This window comes from Streptococcus oralis, assembly GCF_006175905.1.
GTDB classification, from domain to species: Bacteria; Bacillota; Bacilli; order Lactobacillales; family Streptococcaceae; genus Streptococcus; species Streptococcus oralis_BG.
Genome location: NZ_SSNB01000002.1, coordinates 77,832 through 95,186, shown reverse-complemented (window position 1 = coordinate 95,186; position 17,355 = coordinate 77,832). Strand labels below are relative to the sequence as shown.

The window sequence follows — 17,355 nt, the reverse complement described above, 5'->3', positions numbered from 1 at the left end:
GGAGAATAGCGTGAAAGCAATTATCTTGGCAGCGGGATTAGGAACTCGTCTGCGCCCTATGACTGAAAATACCCCTAAAGCCTTGGTTAAGGTCAATCAAAAACCTTTGGTAGAATACCAAATCGAGTTTCTGAAAGAGAGAGGAATTGATGAGATTATCATCGTTGTTGGTTACCTCAAAGAACAATTCGATTACCTAAAAGAAAAATATGGGGTTCGTTTAGTCTTTAATGACAAGTATGCAGATTACAACAATTTCTACTCACTTTATCTTGTTAAAGAAGACTTAGCTAACAGCTATGTCATTGATGCGGATAACTATCTCTTCAAAAATATGTTTAGAAACGATCTAGAACGTTCTACTTATTTCAGTGTTTATCGTGAAGACTGTACAAATGAATGGTTCCTAGTTTATGGTGATGACTATAAGGTTCAAGACATCATTGTTGACAGTAAGGCAGGCCGTATTTTGAGTGGTGTATCATTCTGGGATGCTCCAACTGCAGAGAAGATTGTTGACTTTATTGACAAAGCTTATGAAAGTGGAGAATTTGTTGATCTCTACTGGGACAATATGGTTAAGGACAACATCAAAGAATTAGATGTTTATGTTGAAGAGTTAGAAGGCAACAGCATCTACGAAATCGATAGTGTCAAAGACTATCAAAAACTAGAAGAGATTTTATCTTCTATTAAATAACCAATCCAAAATTAGAAGGCTCAGCCTTCTTTTTTTGTAGTTGAAATCAAGTGATGTTTGATATTGATTGTATTTATTAAATAAAACAAAATTTATAAAAAAATGAACAAAATAAAACAAAAATCATTGACAACGATTTCATATAGTGTTATACTTATAGCATAAAAGTTAATTGAAAGAAGGGAAGATGTTATGGGATTAGATCATTTCTTTGACAAAGACCTCGTGTTTTGCTTAGAAGCGGATAATCAAGAACAACTCTTTGATCAGGTAGCAACCCTGTTGGAAGAACGAAAAATCGTAACTCCAACCTATCGTGAAGCCTTGATCACGCGTGAAAAGTCATTTCCGACTGGCTTGGATATGGAATTTCTGGGAAAGGATTTGCCAAATGTAGCGATTCCTCATACAGATATTGTTCATAATCTAGCTGAGAAAGTGGTGGTTGTTCGACTAGAAAAACCAGTAACTTTTCACAATATGATTGCTCCTGATAAGGAAGTAGCAGTATCCTTACTCTTCTTTATCATTAACAATTCAAGTTCGAGTCAAACCAACATTCTTGCTCAGTTGATGGACTTCTTTACAGGAAATGGTCATCTTGAAGACCTATCAAAAATTTCTGAACCAGAAGCTCTCTACACTTACATTTCTGAAGCAACTGCTTAAATCGTACATTAAAATAACTAAATCGGAGGAAATCCAAATGATTAAAATTCTTGCTGCCTGCGGTGCAGGTGTTAACTCAAGTCACCAAATTAAAAGTGCTCTAGAAGAAGAACTTTCAAACCGTGGTTATGATGTTCACTGTGATGCAGTCATGGTGAAAGATGTAAACGAAGACCTTATCAAGGGCTACGATATCTTTACACCAATCGCTGCAACTGACCTTGGTTTTGAACCAGGTATTCCAGTAATTGAAGCTGGACCAATCTTGTTCCGTATTCCAGCAATGAGCGCTCCAGTATTTGACAATATTGAAGCAGCTATCAAAGAACATGGACTAAGCTAATTTATTCTTTATCTTGTTAACATTCATATAATTAAAAAAACGGGAGGAACTATTATGGATGTCATTATCAATCTGGCCAACGATATCTTCAAACCTATCTTGGCTATGGGTGGCCCTATCATCATGCTGATCATTTTGACAGTATTGGCTCTACTTTTTGGAGTGAAATTCTCCAAAGCGCTTGAAGGTGGTATCAAGCTTGCTATCGCCCTTACAGGTATCGGTGCCATCATCGGTATGCTCAACGGAGCTTTCTCAGCTTCACTTGCGAAATTCGTTGAGAACACTGGTATCCAATTGAACATCACTGACGTTGGTTGGGCACCACTTGCTACCATCACTTGGGGATCTGCTTGGACACTTTACTTCTTGCTTGTAATGTTGATTGTCAACGTTGTGATGCTTGCAATGAAGAAAACAGACACACTTGACGTCGATATCTTCGATATCTGGCACTTGTCAATCACTGGTCTTTTGATCAAATGGTATGCAGACAACAACGGTGTAAGCCAAGGGGTTTCACTCTTCATCGCGACAGCAGCAGTTGTACTTGTAGGTATTTTGAAGATCATCAACTCTGATTTGATGAAACCAACATTTGACGACCTTCTTAACGCACCAAGTTCATCACCAATGACTTCAACTCACATGAACTACATGATGAACCCAGTTATCATGGTCTTGGATAAGATCTTTGATAAAGTATTGCCAGGTCTTGATAAATATGACTTTGACGCTGCAAAATTGAACAAGAAAATCGGTTTCTGGGGATCTAAATTCTTCATTGGTTTCATTCTTGGTATCGTTATTGGTTTGATGGGGACTCCACAGCCAGTTGCTGGAGTAGAAGATGCATCTTCTTGGGAACTTGTTATTAAAGGTTGGTTGAGCCTTGGTTTAACTGCCGGTGTCTGCTTGGAGCTCTTCTCACTTATCGGATCTTGGTTCATCGCAGCCGTAGAACCACTTTCACAAGGTATTACAAACGTTGCTACTAAACGTCTTCAAGGACGTAAATTCAACATCGGTCTTGACTGGCCTTTCATCGCTGGTCGTGCTGAAATCTGGGCTTGTGCCAACGTACTTGCACCAATCATGTTGATTGAAGCAGTGCTTCTTTCAAACGTCGGAAATGGTATCTTGCCACTTGCTGGTATCATCGCCATGGGTGTAACTCCAGCTCTCTTGGTTGTTACTCGTGGTAAATTGCTCCGTATGATCATCTTCGGAACACTCTTGTTGCCACTCTTCCTTCTTTCTGGTACTCTCATCGCTCCATTTGCAACTGAACTTGCTAAAGGTGTAGGTGCCTTCCCAGAAGGTGTGAACCAATCTCAATTGATTACTCACTCAACTCTTGAAGGACCAATTGAAAAACTATTTGGTTGGGCAATCGGTAATGCTACAACAGGTGATATTAAAGCAATTCTTGGTGCAGTAGCCTTCCTCGTATTCTATGTAGGTATCTTTGCTTGGTATAGAAAACAAATGATCAAACGTAACGAAGAATACGCAGCAAATGCTAAATAATTCGCTCCTATAAAATGTAAATTGTAAAAACTAGGTTGTCAATTTCCGACATTGGGAGTGGCAACCTAGTTTTTTATATAAAATCTAAAAATTGTTGGAGAATATAATGGTAATTGAAGTAAAATCAGACCAGTTAACGGTCCAGTTTAAAACCTTAGGTGGTGCCCTGTCGTCAATTAAAGACCGAGATGGCATTGAATATTTGTGGCAAGGGGATGCAACTTATTGGAGTGGACAAGCTCCAGTACTTTTTCCAATATGTGGCTCTTTGAGAGAGGATACAGCCTTATACAGTCACGCTGATGGAACGGAAACAAAAGGAAGTATTCCGCGTCATGGTTTGGTCCGTAAAAATGAATTTGAGTTAGTTGAACAAACAGAAAATAGCGTAACTTTTGCTATCGAAGATAATGAGAATACTTATCAAAACTATCCTTATCATTTCCGCCTTGAAATCACTTATGAAGTGACTGGCAAGACTGTTCGTACTCAATATAAAGTCCTTAATAAAGAAATGAATAAAGTGGTGCCATTCTTCGTAGGAGGACATCCAGGATTTAATTGTCCTCTACTTGATGATGAAGTCTATGAAGATTACTATTTAGAGTTTGAAAAAGAAGAGACTTGCTCTGTTCCCCGTCCTTTCCCGGAAACAGGACTCTTAGACTTCCAAGATAGGAGTCCATGGTTGGATTCTCAAAAGGAAGTGGATCTCAGTTACGATCTGTTCAGTGTTGATGCAGTGACACTCGATGAGTTGCAATCTAGAACAATTGCACTTCGTTCGCGGAAGCATGAGAAGGGATTGAAAGTAAACTTCCAAGAGTTTTCAAATCTTATTATTTGGTCTACCCTAAATAAAGGTCCTTTCATAGCTTTTGAACCTTGGTCAGGCTTATCAACTTCACTTGAAGAAGGAAATCATTTAGAGGATAAGAAGAATGTTCGTCTCTTAGAACCAGGCCAAGTTGATCAGATCGGTTTTGAGATCGAAATCTTATGATTTTAAAAAATATAACACAAAAACAAACATTTGCTGTTGACTTTTTATAAAAATAGGAGTATATTATGTTTGTAAACAACAAATGATGTTTGTAACAAACAAACAATCACTTGTTATATTCTCTTTCGAGGAGGAAGTTTGTTTCTAGGAACTTGATTTCCTGGACTTGGATAAGGTGATATTCATCTCATTCAATCAAATTTGTCAATAAACTGCTAGAAAGCCTTTTGTACTTATAATACTAGCTATAAAAGTCTTTACTAGCCTAGAAAAATAAAAAGGAGTATACAATATGTCTATTGTTATCGGTGCAGATGCTGCAGGTTTGAGATTGAAAGAAGTTGTGAAAGACTTCCTGGAAAAAGAAAACTTCCACGTTGTGGATGTTACAGCTGAAGGTCAAGATTTTGTTGATGTGACTCTTGCTGTTGCTGCAGAAGTAAACAAAGAAGAACAAAACCTTGGTATCGTGATTGATGCTTATGGGGCTGGTCCATTCATGGTCGCAACTAAAATCAAAGGAATGGTTGCTGCAGAAGTATCTGACGAACGTTCAGCTTATATGACTCGTGGCCACAACAACTCACGTATGATCACTATGGGTGCACAACTTGTTGGTGATGAATTGGCTAAAAATATTGCTAAAGGTTTTGTTAACGGCAAATACGACGGTGGTCGTCACCAAATTCGGGTTGATATGTTGAACAAAATGTGCTAATACTCTTCAAAAATCAAGATAATCTGTCGTCAGCTCACTTTAGCTAACCTCAGTTATGCTCGCAGCTTGCTTCCTAAGCTGATCTTGATTTTTCTTGAGTAAGGATAAATGATATTAGATTTATATAATTAATCGGAGGGAATAACTAATGAGAATTGCAATTGGATGTGACCACATCGTAACAGATGAAAAAATGGCGGTTTCAGAATTTTTGAAATCAAAAGGATATGAAGTCATTGATTTTGGTACCTATGACCACACACGTACTCACTACCCAATCTTTGGTAAAAAAGTTGGTGAAGCTGTAACTAGCGGTCAAGCTGATCTTGGGGTATGTATCTGTGGTACTGGTGTTGGTATCAACAACGCTGTAAATAAAGTTCCAGGTGTTCGTTCTGCCTTGGTTCGTGATATGACAACAGCTCTTTATGCTAAAGAGCAATTGAATGCCAACGTTATCGGGTTTGGTGGTAAGATTACTGGTGAATTGCTCATGTGTGATATCATTGAAGCTTTCATCAATGCTGAATACAAACCATCTGAAGAAAACAAAAAATTGATCGCTAAAATCGAGCATGTTGAAACTCACAATGCTCATCAAGCAGATGCAAACTTCTTTACAGAATTCCTTGAAAAATGGGATCGTGGTGAATACCACGACTAAGAGGTTACCTATGATTTTAACAGTCACAATGAATCCATCCATTGATATTTCCTATCCCTTGGATGAGTTAAAGATTGATACTGTCAATCGTGTGGTGGATGTAACCAAAACAGCTGGTGGGAAAGGTCTCAATGTTACGCGAGTTCTTTCAGAATTTGGAGATTCTGTTGTTGCTACTGGTCTAGTTGGTGGTAAACTTGGTGAGTTTTTAGTAGAAAACATCGACGATAAAGTAACGAAACGTTTCTTCTCCATTCAAGGAGAGACTCGTAACTGTATCGCTATTCTGCACGGAGACAACCAAACAGAAATCCTTGAAAAAGGACCTGAAGTTCTGGAACAAGAAGGGCAAGATTTCTTGGATCATTTCAAAAATCTCCTTGAAACTGTGGAAGTAGTTGCTATCTCTGGTAGTCTGCCAGCTGGCCTTCCGGTTGACTATTATGCAAACTTAGTGGAGCTTGCTAATAAAGCAGAGAAACCAGTTGTTCTAGACTGCTCAGGTGCGGCTCTTCAGTCTGTCCTTGAATCACCACACAAACCAACAGTTATCAAACCAAATAACGAAGAATTGTCTCAGCTTCTTGGAAAAGAAGTTTCAGAGGATTTGGATGAATTAAAAGAAGTTCTTCAAGAGCCTCTATTTGCAGGGATTGAGTGGATTATCGTTTCACTTGGTGCAAATGGTGCTTTTGCAAAACATAGTGATACCTTCTACAAGGTAGATATTCCGAGAATTCAAGTAGTTAATCCAGTTGGATCTGGAGATTCTACTGTTGCAGGTATTTCTTCAGGTCTTCTTCATAAGGAATCTGATCAAGAACTCCTCATCAAGGCCAATGTCCTTGGTATGCTCAATGCTCAAGAAAAAATGACTGGTCATGTCAATATGGCCAACTATCAAACTCTATATGATCAATTAATAGTAAAAGAGGTATAAAATGGCTTTAACAGAAAACAAACGTGCTTGCTTGCAAAAACTCTCTGACGAGAACGGCATTATCTCAGCTCTTGCCTTTGACCAACGTGGCGCTTTGAAACGTCTCATGGCTCAATATCAAACGGAAGAGCCAACAGTTGCTCAAATGGAAGAACTTAAAGTCTTGGTGGCTGATGAATTGACAAAATACGCCTCATCTATGCTCCTTGACCCTGAGTATGGTCTTCCTGCTACAAAAGCCCTTGATGCCAACGCTGGTCTTCTCCTTGCTTATGAAAAAACTGGATACGATACTACAAGTACCAAACGCTTGCCAGACTGCTTGGATGTATGGTCTGCAAAACGTATCAAGGAACAAGGTGCAGACGCTGTCAAGTTCTTGCTTTATTATGACGTAGACAGCGCTGACGAACTCAACCAAGAAAAACAAGCCTACATCGAACGCATCGGTTCTGAGTGTGTGGCAGAAGACATTCCATTCTTCCTTGAAATCTTAGCTTACGATGAAAAAATCGCTGACGCAGGTTCTGCAGAATACGCAAAAGTGAAACCACACAAGGTTATTGGTGCTATGAAGGTCTTCTCAGACCCACGCTTCAACATCGATGTTTTGAAAGTTGAAGTTCCAGTCAACGTCAAATATGTTGAAGGCTTTGGCGATGGTGAAATCGTTCATACACGCGAAGAAGCAGCAGCCTTCTTTAAAGCGCAAGACGAAGCAACAAACTTGCCGTACATCTACTTGAGTGCAGGTGTGTCAGCTAAACTCTTCCAAGAAACTCTTGTCTTTGCCCACGAATCAGGTGCAAACTTTAACGGAGTTCTTTGTGGCCGTGCAACATGGGCTGGATCAGTTGAAGCTTACATCAAAGATGGTGAAGTAGCAGCTCGTGAGTGGTTGCGTACAACTGGATTTGAGAACATTGACGAACTCAACAAGGTTCTTCAAACAACAGCGACTTCATGGAAAGAACGTGTATAAGTTTCCCCCCCTAATCTTAGGAACATGGATCTAAATAAAAAATTTAAAAAAAGTTGAATGTAAAGGTTTACAAAAAAACTTACTTGTGCTATACTTAAATCACAAGTTAATACAAGGTGAGTGTTACTAAGTTATATTAGGCATGATCACAGGTGGATTAGAAATCAAAAGAATTTCTAGTTCATTTGTGGTCATTTTTTGTACTCGTATACCTTTATGATGCAAAAGGAGGTTATCATGTATCGAATTCTAAACCCAATGAATCACAATGTCTCGCTTGTCAGAAACGACAAAGGAGAAGAAGTGATTGTGATTGGTAAGGGGATTGCATTTGGAAAAAAGAAGGGGGATTTTATTGCTGAGGATCAGGTTGAAAAAATCTTTCGGATGAAGACAGAAGAGTCCAGAGAAAACTTTATGGCTCTTCTCAAAGATGTTCCGCTTGATTTTATCACAGTGACCTACGAGATCATTGATAATCTTTCTAAGAAATATCACTATCCGATTCAAGAATATCTCTATGTGACCTTGACAGATCATATTTACTGTTCTTATCAAGCTCTAACTCAAGGAAGGTACAAGGATAGTAATCTACCAGATATTTCTACTAAGTATCCTGTAGCTTTTCAAATTGCTAATGATGCTTTTAAAATCTATCGTCAAAAGTTGATAGAAAATTTCCCTGAAGACGAAATTATTCGGATTGCTTATCATTTCATCAATGCCGAAGGTGAGAATGAAGTGGAGGTTGTTGAGTCGATAGATAAGAGGAAAGAAATTCTCAGGAATGTTGAAGAAGTTCTAAAAGGTTACGCTATTCAACGAACCAAAGAGAATAATCATTTCTATGATCGCTTTATGATTCATCTCAACTATTTTTTAGATTATTTAGACCGATCCAGAGAGGATAATCAATCTCTTCTGGATATGGAAGAACACATCAAACTATCCTATCCAAAAGCCTTTGAAATTGGTTCCAAGATTTATGATGTGATTACACAACATACTGGTCTTGATTTATATAAGAGTGAACGAGTTTATCTGGTTCTTCATATCCAACGTTTGCTGTCATAAGATTTTACAAAACTATATAAGGAGGACTCTATCATGAATAGAGAAGAAGTAACATTGTTAGGTTTTGAGATTGTTGCCTATGCTGGTGACGCTCGTTCAAAACTGTTAGAAGCATTGAAAGCTGCTGAAGCTGGTGATTTTACGAAAGCTGATGCTCTCGTGGAGGAAGCTGGTGGTTGCATCGCTGAGGCACACCACGCGCAAACAAGCCTTTTGACTAAGGAGGCAGCTGGTGAAGATTTGGCCTATAGTGTAACCATGATGCATGGTCAGGATCACTTGATGACAACCCTTTTATTAAAAGATTTGATGCACCATTTAATCGAACTCTACAAGAGAGGAGTTAAGTAATGAACAAACTAATTGCTTTTATCGAGAAAGGGAAACCTTTCTTTGAAAAACTATCTCGTAATATTTATCTTCGTGCCATTCGTGATGGTTTCATTGCTGGTATGCCCGTTATTCTCTTCTCAAGTATCTTTATCTTGATTGCCTTTGTACCAAACTCATGGGGCTTTAAATGGTCTGATGATGTTGTTAATCTCCTCATGAAACCTTATAGCTATTCAATGGGAATTCTTGCTCTCTTGGTAGCTGGTACAACAGCTAAGTCATTGACCGACTCTGTAAACCGTAGCATGGAGAAAACCAACCAAATCAACTATATGTCAACACTTTTGGCAGCAATTGTTGGTTTGTTGATGTTGGCAGCTGATCCGATTGAGGGTGGCTTTGCGACAGGGTTCCTTGGAACAAAAGGTTTGCTTTCTGCCTTTCTTGCTGCCTTTGTTACCGTAGCAATCTATAAGGTTTGTGTTAAGAACAACGTTACCATTCGTATGCCTGACGAAGTTCCACCTAATATCTCACAAGTTTTTAAAGATGTGATTCCATTCACACTTTCAGTTGTTTCTCTATATGTTCTTGATTTACTAGCTCGTCATTTTGTTGGAGCCAGTGTAGCAGAATCAATCGGTAAATTCTTTGCACCACTCTTCTCAGCCGCGGATGGCTACCTGGGTATTACCATTATCTTTGGTGCCTTTGCCTTCTTCTGGTTTGTGGGTATTCACGGTCCTTCGATCGTCGAACCTGCTATCGCGGCTATTACCTATGCTAATGCTGAAGTCAACTTAAACCTTCTCCAACAAGGGATGCATGCAGACAAGATCCTTACTTCTGGTACACAAATGTTTATCGTTACCATGGGCGGTACAGGTGCGACACTGGTTGTTCCATTCATGTTCATGTGGTTGACCAAATCCAAACGTAACCGTGCAATCGGACGTGCGTCTGTTGTTCCAACATTCTTTGGTGTAAACGAACCAATCCTGTTTGGTGCACCACTTGTATTAAACCCAATTTTCTTTATTCCATTTATCTTCGCACCGATCGCCAACGTATGGATCTTTAAATTCTTCATCGAGACGCTTGGCATGAACTCATTTACTGCTAACCTTCCTTGGACAACACCAGGTCCGCTCGGTATTGTTCTCGGTACAAACTTCCAATTCTTGTCCTTTGTTCTTGCTGCTTTGTTAATCCTTGTAGACGTAGCTATCTACTATCCATTCCTCAAGGTTTATGATGAACAAATTCTTGAAGAAGAGCGTTCTGGTAAAGCCAATGATGAATTGAAAGAAAAAGTAGCTGCAAACTTCAATACTGCCAAAGCGGATGCTATTCTTGAAAAAGCAGGTGTAGAAGAAGCGCAAAACACAATCACAGAAGAAACTAATGTTCTCGTTCTCTGTGCAGGAGGAGGTACAAGTGGTCTCCTTGCAAATGCTCTAAACAAGGCAGCTGCAGAGTACAAAGTTCCTGTTAAAGCAGCAGCTGGTGGCTATGGTGCTCACCGTGAAATGTTGCCTGAGTTTGATCTGGTTATCCTTGCTCCTCAAGTTGCTTCAAACTTTGAAGACATGAAGGCCGAAACCGACAAACTTGGTATCAAACTTGCCAAGACAGAAGGTGGCCAATACATTAAACTGACTCGCGATGGAAAAGGCGCACTTGCCTTTGTTCAAGCACAGTTTGAAGAATAAAAAGTTAATAGCAAAGAAGTGAGATGGAGGAACTCCTCCCAACTACATCTCCGTCTCATTTCTATTTCTTGAAAGGTGAATCAAATGTCAAAAACATTACCAAAAGACTTTATATTTGGCGGAGCAACAGCGGCCTACCAAGCAGAAGGTGCAACCAATACTGATGGTAAAGGGCCAGTTGCCTGGGACAAATATCTTAAGGATAACTACTGGTACACTGCTGAGCCAGCCAGTGATTTCTACCACAAATATCCAGTTGACCTCAAACTAGCAGAAGAGTATGGTGTTAATGGTATCCGTATTTCAATCGCTTGGTCACGTATTTTCCCAACTGGTTATGGGAAAGTCAATGACAAGGGAGTTGAGTTCTACCACAAGTTGTTTGCAGAGTGTCACAAGCGACATGTTGAGCCCTTCGTGACCCTCCATCACTTTGATACGCCAGAAGCACTTCATTCAAATGGAGACTTTTTAAACAGAGATAACATTGAACACTTTGTTGATTATGCGGCCTTCTGTTTTGAAGAATTTCCAGAAGTCAACTATTGGACAACCTTTAATGAAATTGGACCAATAGGAGATGGTCAATATTTGGTTGGGAAATTTCCTCCAGGTATCCAGTATGATCTTGCCAAAGTCTTCCAATCTCACCACAATATGATGGTTTCTCATGCGCATGCAGTCAAGCTATATAAAGATAAAGGTTATAAAGGTGAAATTGGTGTGGTTCATGCCCTGCCTACTAAATATCCTCTAGATCCTGAAAATCAAGCAGATGTTCGCGCTGCTGAGCTGGAAGATATCATTCACAATAAATTTATCTTGGATGCAACTTATCTTGGACGCTATTCCGAAGAAACAATGGAAGGTGTCAACCATATCTTAGCAGTCAATGGTGGTAGCTTAGATCTTCGTGAAGAAGATTTCACAGCATTAGAAGTTGCAAAAGACTTGAACGACTTCCTTGGAATCAATTACTATATGAGTGACTGGATGGAAGCCTTTGATGGAGAAACTGAAATTATCCATAATGGTAAAGGTGAGAAAGGAAGCTCTAAGTACCAAATCAAAGGTGTTGGTCGTCGTGTAGCTCCTGATTATGTACCACGTACGGATTGGGATTGGATTATCTACCCTCAAGGTTTGTATGACCAAATCATGCGCGTGAAGAAAGATTATCCTAACTACAAGAAGATTTACATTACTGAAAATGGCCTCGGCTATAAAGATGAGTTTGTTGATAACACTGTTTACGATGATGGTCGTATTGATTACGTGAAGCAACACTTGGAAGTTTTGTCTGATGCGATTGCAGATGGAGCTGACGTCAAAGGTTACTTCATTTGGTCATTGATGGACGTCTTCTCATGGTCAAACGGTTATGAAAAACGTTACGGTCTCTTCTATGTAGACTTTGAAACTCAAGAACGTTATCCTAAGAAATCAGCTCACTGGTACAAGAAGCTAGCTGAGACGCAGATTATCGACTAAAACTATCAAAAAAATTCCCCGCCGAAAAGGCAGGGGAATTTTTATAGTTTTGATAAAAGAATGGTTGTTTGTTTCGATAGATCTTCAAATGTCTCCTGACTTAGTTTGGAATCTGAAACGATGGTATCAATCTCTGAGATATTGTAGAAAGTGTAAAAATCAAACTTATTAAACTTACTGTGGTCTGCCAGTAAGTATTTTTTATTAGCGTTATTCAAGGCGATTCGTTGTACCTCGCCCTCTTCCTCGCTGAAGGTGGCAATAGCTTTATCCTTAATACCATTACAACTTACAAACGCCTTAGAAAACTGAAGGTTTGTCAAATCCTGCAAGGTAAGTGTCCCTACAAAAGCACCAGTGATGGAGCGATAATTTCCGCCAATCAAGATCAAATCTGTTAGTTTTCGTTCGTTTAGAATGAGAAAAACAGGAAGACTGTTTGTTACAACACGAATGTTATCGATAGGGAGCTCACGAGCAAAACATTCTAAGGTTGTTCCTGGCCCGATAAAAATGGTTTCGCCTTCGTCAATCAAATGACCAGCAAAACGACTGATTTCTTGTTTTTCAGCAATTTGCAAGCCTTGTTTTTCGACGTTTGAGCGTTCGTTGTTTAAGAGAGAACCTGTACGAAGTTTTTCAGCGCCACCATGCACGCGTACCAGCAAATCCTTATCTGCTAGTTCTTGTAAATAGCGGCGAGCTGTCATATCTGACACATCAAGACTCTCCATAATCTCTTTTACAGTAATAGTGCCTTTTGTGTTTACTGCTTCTAGAATACTATCTAGTTTTTCTTGCTTTAGCATCCTTATCACCTCGATTTCTACTATTATTATCTTACCATAAAACGCTCAATCAATCAAATAGAAAAAAACAAAATAAAACAAAAACAAAAATCTCACAGTCTGTTTAAATAAACTGTGAGAAGTATGGATTAAAGCTTATTTTTAATCTAAACCGTAGTTGTAATCATCATCTTGCATGGCCTCAACTTCACCAAGGAGGTAACCATTTCCGACTTGAGAGAAGAAGTCGTGGTTAGATGTTCCTGTTGAGATTCCGTTCATAACGATTGGGTTGACATCATCAGCTGAATCTGGGAAGAGTGGATCTTGTCCAAGATTCATCAGAGCCTTATTGGCATTGTAGCGAAGGAAGGTTTTAACTTCTTCAGTCCAACCAACACCGTCATAGAGACTTTCAGTGTAACCCTCTTCGTTCTCATAGAGGGTATAGAGCAAGTCGTACATCCATTCTTTGAGTTTTTCTTGCTCTTCTTCAGGTAGTTCATTGAAACCAAGTTGGAATTTGTAACCGATATAAGTTCCATGAACAGACTCATCACGAATGATCAGTTTGATGATTTCCGCAACGTTGGCCAGTTTGTTGTTACCGAGATAGTAGAGGGGCGTAAAGAAACCAGAGTAGAAGAGGAAAGTTTCCAAGAAAACGCTGGCAACTTTCTTTTCTAGAGGGCTACCATTGAGGTAGATTTCATTGATAATTTCCGCTTTTCTTTGTAGGAAGGGATTAGTGTTGGTCCATTCAAAGATTTCTTCAATTTCAGCTTTGGTATTCAAGGTAGAGAAGATAGAAGAATAGGATTTTGCATGGACAGATTCCATAAATTGGATGTTGTTAAAAACAGCTTCCTCATGCGGTGTACGGATGTCTGCGCGAAGAGCCTGGACCCCTGTTTCAGATTGCATGGTATCAAGAAGCGTCAAACCACCAAAGACTTTTCCTACTAAGTCTTTTTCCTTGTTTGAAAGTTTTCTCCAGTCGTCAAGGTCATTTGACAAGGGGATACGAGTGTCGAGCCAGAATTGCTCCGTCAGCTTTTCCCAAGTTGACTTATCAATGACATCTTCGATGGCATTCCAGTTAATGGCTTTGTAGTAAGTTTCCATTTGAAATCTCTTTCTGTATGTAATAATGCGATTGTCGAATCATCTCTAGTTTATCATAGTCTGAGAAGAGTATCGCACAAAAAGTCGGAAGACCGACTTTTTGGTTTTTCATAGTATTTAAGACACTTATCAAGTTTTGTATGATGGGTAACTTAATCAGTAGTCTGAGAAAATGTGGTTGGCCCAGATAAAAATCAAATCACACAGCTTTCACATTGGTTCGCACCGACTTCTCCACCATCATCAGTAAAGGTACGGACGTAGTAAATTGACTTGATGCCCTTGTTAAAGGCATAGTTACGAAGGATAGACAAGTCACGTGTGGTTTGTTTATTTTCTTTCTTCCATTCGTAAAGACCTTTTGGAATATCACTACGCATGAAGAGGGTGAGTGAAAGTCCTTGGTCCACGTGCTCAGTTGCAGCAGCGTATACATCAATCACCTTACGCATATCCATATCGTAAGCAGAAGTGTAGTAAGGGATAGTATCTGTTGACAAACCTGCAGCAGGATAGTAGATTTTACCGATTTTCTTCTCTTGGCGTTCTTCAATACGTTGCGTAATCGGGTGGATAGAAGCAGAAACGTCGTTGATGTAGCTGATAGAACCATTCGGAGCAACAGCTAGACGGTTTTGGTGGTAAAGGCCATCTGCTTGAACCTTTTCGCGAAGTTCAGCCCAGTCAGAAGCACTTGGGATAAAGACGTCTTTGAAGAGTTCTTTAACACGGTCTGATTTTGGAACAAATTCGCCTGTCACATACTTGTCGAAGTAGCTTCCGTTAGCATAGTCTGATTTTTCAAAGTTGTGGAAGGTGATACCACGCTCGCGAGCGATGTTATTAGATTCTACTAAGGTCCAGTAGTTCATAAGCATAAAGTAGATGCTAGTGAATTCAACAGACTCAGGTGATCCATATTCGATCAGTTGTTGCGCTAGATAGCTATGAAGCCCCATGGCACCAAGACCAAAGGTGTGAGCCAAACTATTTCCGTGGTCGATAGTAGGAACAGCTACGATGTGCGAACTATCTGTAACGAAAGTAAGAGCACGAACCATAGCACGGATAGAACGACCAAAGTCAGGTGAGGTCATCATGTTGACCACGTTGGTTGAACCAAGGTTACATGAGACATCTGTTCCCATTTGAAGGAATTCTTGAGCATCGTTGATCAAGCTTGGTTCTTGAACTTGAAGGATTTCAGAACACAAGTTGCTCATGATAATCTTTCCATCAACAGGATTCGCACGGTTAGCCGTATCAATGTTGACTACATAAGGGTAGCCAGACTCTTGTTGCAATTTAGAGATTTCAGTTTCCAAATCACGCGCTTTGATTTTTGTCTTGCGGATGTTTGGATTTGCGACCAATTCATCGTATTTTTCAGTGATGTCGATGTAGTTGAATGGCACACCGTACTCAAGCTCTACAGAGTATGGGCTGAAGAGGTACATTTCTTCATTTTTACGAGCCAATTCGTAGAATTTATCTGGTACCACTACACCAAGTGAAAGGGTCTTCACACGAACTTTTTCATCGGCATTTTCTTTCTTAGTTGAAAGGAAGGCGATGATATCTGGGTGAAATACGTTGAGGTAGACAACACCAGCCCCTTGACGTTGACCCAATTGGTTAGAGTAAGAGAAACTGTCTTCGAAGAGTTTCATAACTGGAACGACACCAGAAGCTGCTCCTTCATAACCCTTGATAGGTGCGCCCGCTTCACGAAGGTTGCTGAGAGAAATTCCCACACCACCACCGATACGTGAAAGTTGAAGAGCTGAGTTGATAGAACGTCCGATAGAGTTCATGTCATCCGTTACTTGGATCAAGAAGCAAGATACCAACTCCCCACGACGGGCACGACCAGCGTTCAAGAAGGAAGGAGTAGCAGGTTGGTAGCGTTGGTGGATGATTTCATTGGCGATATCAATCGCAACAGCTTCATCACCGTCAGCAAAGTAAAGTGCATTAAAGAAGACACGGTCTTCCATACTTTCAAGGTAATATTCACCGTCATTAGTCTTCAAGGCATACTGGTTGTAAAACTTATAGGCAGCCATGAATGATTTGAATTGGAAGTTTTGGTCCTTGATAAATTGATGCAATTCTTCCAAAAACTCTGGACGGTATTTCTTAAGAAATGCAGTTTCAATGTAGTTGTGTTCAATGAGGTAGTTGATTTTATCAGTAATTGAATCAAAAACCATAGTGTTTGGAACTACATTTTCTTTAAAGAAAGCATCTAAGGCTTCTTTATCTTTATGAAGCATGATTTGTCCATTAACAGGACGGTTGATTTCGTTATTGAGACGGAAGTAGGTCACGTCCTCAAGATGTTTTAATCCCATAAAATTTCCCTTATCTAATTACAAAAGAAAGGCCTCTAAGTTAGCCCTAGAAGCAATCTCTTCTGGATGATGTACTAAGATTATGCTAATTGTTTCAGTTTTCCTGGTTGGAAGCCTGAAAAGACTTCAGTTGGTGTTTGGATAACAGGAGCTGCGCTGAAACCGAGCTCTTTAACTTGATCGATGTACTCTGGTTGCTCGTCGAGATTGATCTCACGATAAGCGACATTGTTGCTGTCCAAGAAACGCTTGGTCATCTTACATTGGACACAGTTGTTTTTAGAATAAACGGTTACCATTTTCGTAACTCCTCTTTCAAAATAGATTACTTTCTTAGTATATCAGAAAAAAAAACTTTGTCAAACTTTTTAAACTAAATCTTGTGCTAAAAAGTTACAGTTTCAAAAACAAAGCACAATATATAGTGTTTTGTCAGAGTGTAAAATTGGGTTTTCATTGAACTATCAAAGTTTATCAAAACAAAAAAACTATATACTGTATATTGGTAAGATAAATAGAAGATTTTCAGCAAGTTATCTGAAAGGAAATAGAAGAAAGTCCATAAAACACTTGAAAAATAATCTAGAAGGTGATATAATACAGTCTTGTAAGGGTTATCACATATAATCCAAAAAAAGAAATAACTAAAGGAGAGTCAAACTATGGCTTCTAAAGATTTCCACGTAGTGGCAGAAACAGGTATTCACGCACGTCCAGCAACATTGTTGGTTCAAACAGCTAGCAAATTTGCTTCAGATATCACTCTTGAATACAAAGGTAAATCAGTAAACCTTAAATCTATCATGGGTGTTATGAGTCTTGGTGTTGGCCAAGGTGCTGACGTTACAATTTCAGCTGAAGGTGCAGATGCTGACGACGCAATCGCTGCTATCACTGAAACTATGGAAAAAGAAGGATTGGCATAAGGA

At 39.4% G+C, this 17,355-nt stretch carries 18 protein-coding genes; 14 read left to right on the top strand and 4 right to left on the bottom strand.

What is annotated here, in order from left to right; translation table 11 throughout:
• Window positions 1-10: 10 nt before the first annotated feature.
• From E7Y33_RS04970 to lacG, 13 genes are all read left to right on the top strand, one after another.
• Window positions 11-700, top strand: coding sequence for a sugar phosphate nucleotidyltransferase (locus E7Y33_RS04970; RefSeq protein WP_139689821.1), 690 nt, complete (start codon window positions 11-13; stop codon window positions 698-700).
• A 192-nt stretch (window positions 701-892) separates the two neighbouring features.
• Window positions 893-1,369, top strand: a complete 477-nt coding sequence (locus E7Y33_RS04965) for a PTS sugar transporter subunit IIA (RefSeq protein WP_161976041.1) — start codon at window positions 893-895, stop codon at window positions 1,367-1,369.
• A 37-nt stretch (window positions 1,370-1,406) separates the two neighbouring features.
• Complete coding sequence (locus E7Y33_RS04960; protein WP_000590551.1) at window positions 1,407-1,712, top strand: PTS sugar transporter subunit IIB; 306 nt, start codon at window positions 1,407-1,409, stop codon at window positions 1,710-1,712.
• A 54-nt stretch (window positions 1,713-1,766) separates the two neighbouring features.
• The gene (locus tag E7Y33_RS04955; protein ID WP_139689819.1) at window positions 1,767-3,242 is read left to right on the top strand and encodes a PTS galactitol transporter subunit IIC; all 1,476 of its coding nucleotides are present in this window, start codon (window positions 1,767-1,769) and stop codon (window positions 3,240-3,242) included.
• Window positions 3,243-3,348: 106 nt separating this feature from the next.
• Window positions 3,349-4,245 (top strand): aldose 1-epimerase family protein, encoded by an 897-nt coding sequence (locus E7Y33_RS04950; protein ID WP_139689818.1) that lies wholly within the window; start codon window positions 3,349-3,351, stop codon window positions 4,243-4,245.
• Between the two features lie 292 nt (window positions 4,246-4,537).
• Window positions 4,538-4,963, top strand: coding sequence for a galactose-6-phosphate isomerase subunit LacA (gene lacA, locus E7Y33_RS04945; RefSeq protein WP_000029277.1), 426 nt, complete (start codon window positions 4,538-4,540; stop codon window positions 4,961-4,963).
• Window positions 4,964-5,111: 148 nt separating this feature from the next.
• Window positions 5,112-5,627 carry a galactose-6-phosphate isomerase subunit LacB gene (lacB, locus tag E7Y33_RS04940; protein ID WP_001216921.1) on the top strand — a complete coding sequence of 172 codons (516 nt, stop codon included), beginning with the start codon at window positions 5,112-5,114 and terminating at the stop codon, window positions 5,625-5,627.
• 10 nt (window positions 5,628-5,637) lie between these two features.
• On the top strand, window positions 5,638-6,567 hold the full coding sequence (locus E7Y33_RS04935; RefSeq protein ID WP_139689817.1) for a tagatose-6-phosphate kinase: 930 nt from the start codon (window positions 5,638-5,640) through the stop codon (window positions 6,565-6,567).
• A 1-nt stretch (window position 6,568) separates the two neighbouring features.
• Window positions 6,569-7,549 (top strand): tagatose-bisphosphate aldolase, encoded by a 981-nt coding sequence (lacD, locus tag E7Y33_RS04930; protein ID WP_139689816.1) that lies wholly within the window; start codon window positions 6,569-6,571, stop codon window positions 7,547-7,549.
• A 237-nt stretch (window positions 7,550-7,786) separates the two neighbouring features.
• A complete protein-coding gene (locus tag E7Y33_RS04925; protein WP_049478729.1) occupies window positions 7,787-8,623 on the top strand; it encodes a PRD domain-containing protein in 837 nt (278 codons plus the stop codon).
• Window positions 8,624-8,656: 33 nt separating this feature from the next.
• The gene (locus E7Y33_RS04920; protein WP_139689815.1) at window positions 8,657-8,974 is read left to right on the top strand and encodes a PTS lactose/cellobiose transporter subunit IIA; all 318 of its coding nucleotides are present in this window, start codon (window positions 8,657-8,659) and stop codon (window positions 8,972-8,974) included.
• Window positions 8,974-10,668 (top strand): lactose-specific PTS transporter subunit EIIC, encoded by a 1,695-nt coding sequence (locus tag E7Y33_RS04915; protein WP_139689814.1) that lies wholly within the window; start codon window positions 8,974-8,976, stop codon window positions 10,666-10,668. The genes E7Y33_RS04920 and E7Y33_RS04915 overlap by 1 nt, the downstream gene beginning before the upstream one ends.
• Window positions 10,669-10,752: 84 nt before the next feature.
• Window positions 10,753-12,159 (top strand): 6-phospho-beta-galactosidase, encoded by a 1,407-nt coding sequence (lacG, locus tag E7Y33_RS04910; RefSeq protein WP_139689813.1) that lies wholly within the window; start codon window positions 10,753-10,755, stop codon window positions 12,157-12,159.
• A 41-nt stretch (window positions 12,160-12,200) separates the two neighbouring features.
• Here lacG and E7Y33_RS04905 read toward each other — a convergent pair whose 3' ends face one another.
• The 4 genes from E7Y33_RS04905 to nrdH all read right to left on the bottom strand — a co-directional run bounded on the left by E7Y33_RS04905 (window position 12,201) and on the right by nrdH (window position 16,725).
• Window positions 12,201-12,968, bottom strand: coding sequence for a DeoR/GlpR family DNA-binding transcription regulator (locus E7Y33_RS04905; protein ID WP_139689812.1), 768 nt, complete (start codon window positions 12,966-12,968; stop codon window positions 12,201-12,203).
• Between the two features lie 141 nt (window positions 12,969-13,109).
• A complete protein-coding gene (gene nrdF, locus E7Y33_RS04900; RefSeq protein WP_139689811.1) occupies window positions 13,110-14,072 on the bottom strand; it encodes a class 1b ribonucleoside-diphosphate reductase subunit beta in 963 nt (320 codons plus the stop codon).
• A 194-nt stretch (window positions 14,073-14,266) separates the two neighbouring features.
• Complete coding sequence (nrdE, locus tag E7Y33_RS04895) at window positions 14,267-16,426, bottom strand: class 1b ribonucleoside-diphosphate reductase subunit alpha (RefSeq protein ID WP_139689810.1); 2,160 nt, start codon at window positions 16,424-16,426, stop codon at window positions 14,267-14,269.
• Window positions 16,427-16,506: 80 nt separating this feature from the next.
• A complete protein-coding gene (gene nrdH, locus E7Y33_RS04890) occupies window positions 16,507-16,725 on the bottom strand; it encodes a glutaredoxin-like protein NrdH (protein WP_000259240.1) in 219 nt (72 codons plus the stop codon).
• 363 nt (window positions 16,726-17,088) lie between these two features.
• Here nrdH and E7Y33_RS04885 point away from each other — a divergent pair, with 363 nt between their 5' ends.
• Window positions 17,089-17,352: a phosphocarrier protein HPr gene (locus E7Y33_RS04885; RefSeq protein ID WP_000146948.1), complete on the top strand. Its 264-nt coding sequence runs from the start codon at window positions 17,089-17,091 to the stop codon at window positions 17,350-17,352.
• The last annotated feature ends 3 nt before the right edge of the window (window positions 17,353-17,355 follow it).

Bases quoted from the DNA above. Each gene is read 5' to 3' on its own strand.
- E7Y33_RS04965 (WP_161976041.1), top strand. From the start codon at position 893: ATGGGATTAGATCATTTCTTTGACAAAGACCTCGTGTTTTGCTTAGAA.
- E7Y33_RS04960 (WP_000590551.1), top strand. From the start codon at position 1,407: ATGATTAAAATTCTTGCTGCCTGCGGTGCAGGTGTTAACTCAAGTCAC.
- E7Y33_RS04955 (WP_139689819.1), top strand. From the start codon at position 1,767: ATGGATGTCATTATCAATCTGGCCAACGATATCTTCAAACCTATCTTG.
- E7Y33_RS04950 (WP_139689818.1), top strand. From the start codon at position 3,349: ATGGTAATTGAAGTAAAATCAGACCAGTTAACGGTCCAGTTTAAAACC.
- lacA (WP_000029277.1), top strand. From the start codon at position 4,538: ATGTCTATTGTTATCGGTGCAGATGCTGCAGGTTTGAGATTGAAAGAA.
- lacB (WP_001216921.1), top strand. From the start codon at position 5,112: ATGAGAATTGCAATTGGATGTGACCACATCGTAACAGATGAAAAAATG.
- E7Y33_RS04935 (WP_139689817.1), top strand. From the start codon at position 5,638: ATGATTTTAACAGTCACAATGAATCCATCCATTGATATTTCCTATCCC.
- lacD (WP_139689816.1), top strand. From the start codon at position 6,569: ATGGCTTTAACAGAAAACAAACGTGCTTGCTTGCAAAAACTCTCTGAC.
- E7Y33_RS04925 (WP_049478729.1), top strand. From the start codon at position 7,787: ATGTATCGAATTCTAAACCCAATGAATCACAATGTCTCGCTTGTCAGA.
- E7Y33_RS04920 (WP_139689815.1), top strand. From the start codon at position 8,657: ATGAATAGAGAAGAAGTAACATTGTTAGGTTTTGAGATTGTTGCCTAT.
- E7Y33_RS04915 (WP_139689814.1), top strand. From the start codon at position 8,974: ATGAACAAACTAATTGCTTTTATCGAGAAAGGGAAACCTTTCTTTGAA.
- lacG (WP_139689813.1), top strand. From the start codon at position 10,753: ATGTCAAAAACATTACCAAAAGACTTTATATTTGGCGGAGCAACAGCG.
- E7Y33_RS04905 (WP_139689812.1), bottom strand. From the start codon at position 12,968: ATGCTAAAGCAAGAAAAACTAGATAGTATTCTAGAAGCAGTAAACACA.
- nrdF (WP_139689811.1), bottom strand. From the start codon at position 14,072: ATGGAAACTTACTACAAAGCCATTAACTGGAATGCCATCGAAGATGTC.
- nrdE (WP_139689810.1), bottom strand. From the start codon at position 16,426: ATGGGATTAAAACATCTTGAGGACGTGACCTACTTCCGTCTCAATAAC.
- nrdH (WP_000259240.1), bottom strand. From the start codon at position 16,725: ATGGTAACCGTTTATTCTAAAAACAACTGTGTCCAATGTAAGATGACC.
- E7Y33_RS04885 (WP_000146948.1), top strand. From the start codon at position 17,089: ATGGCTTCTAAAGATTTCCACGTAGTGGCAGAAACAGGTATTCACGCA.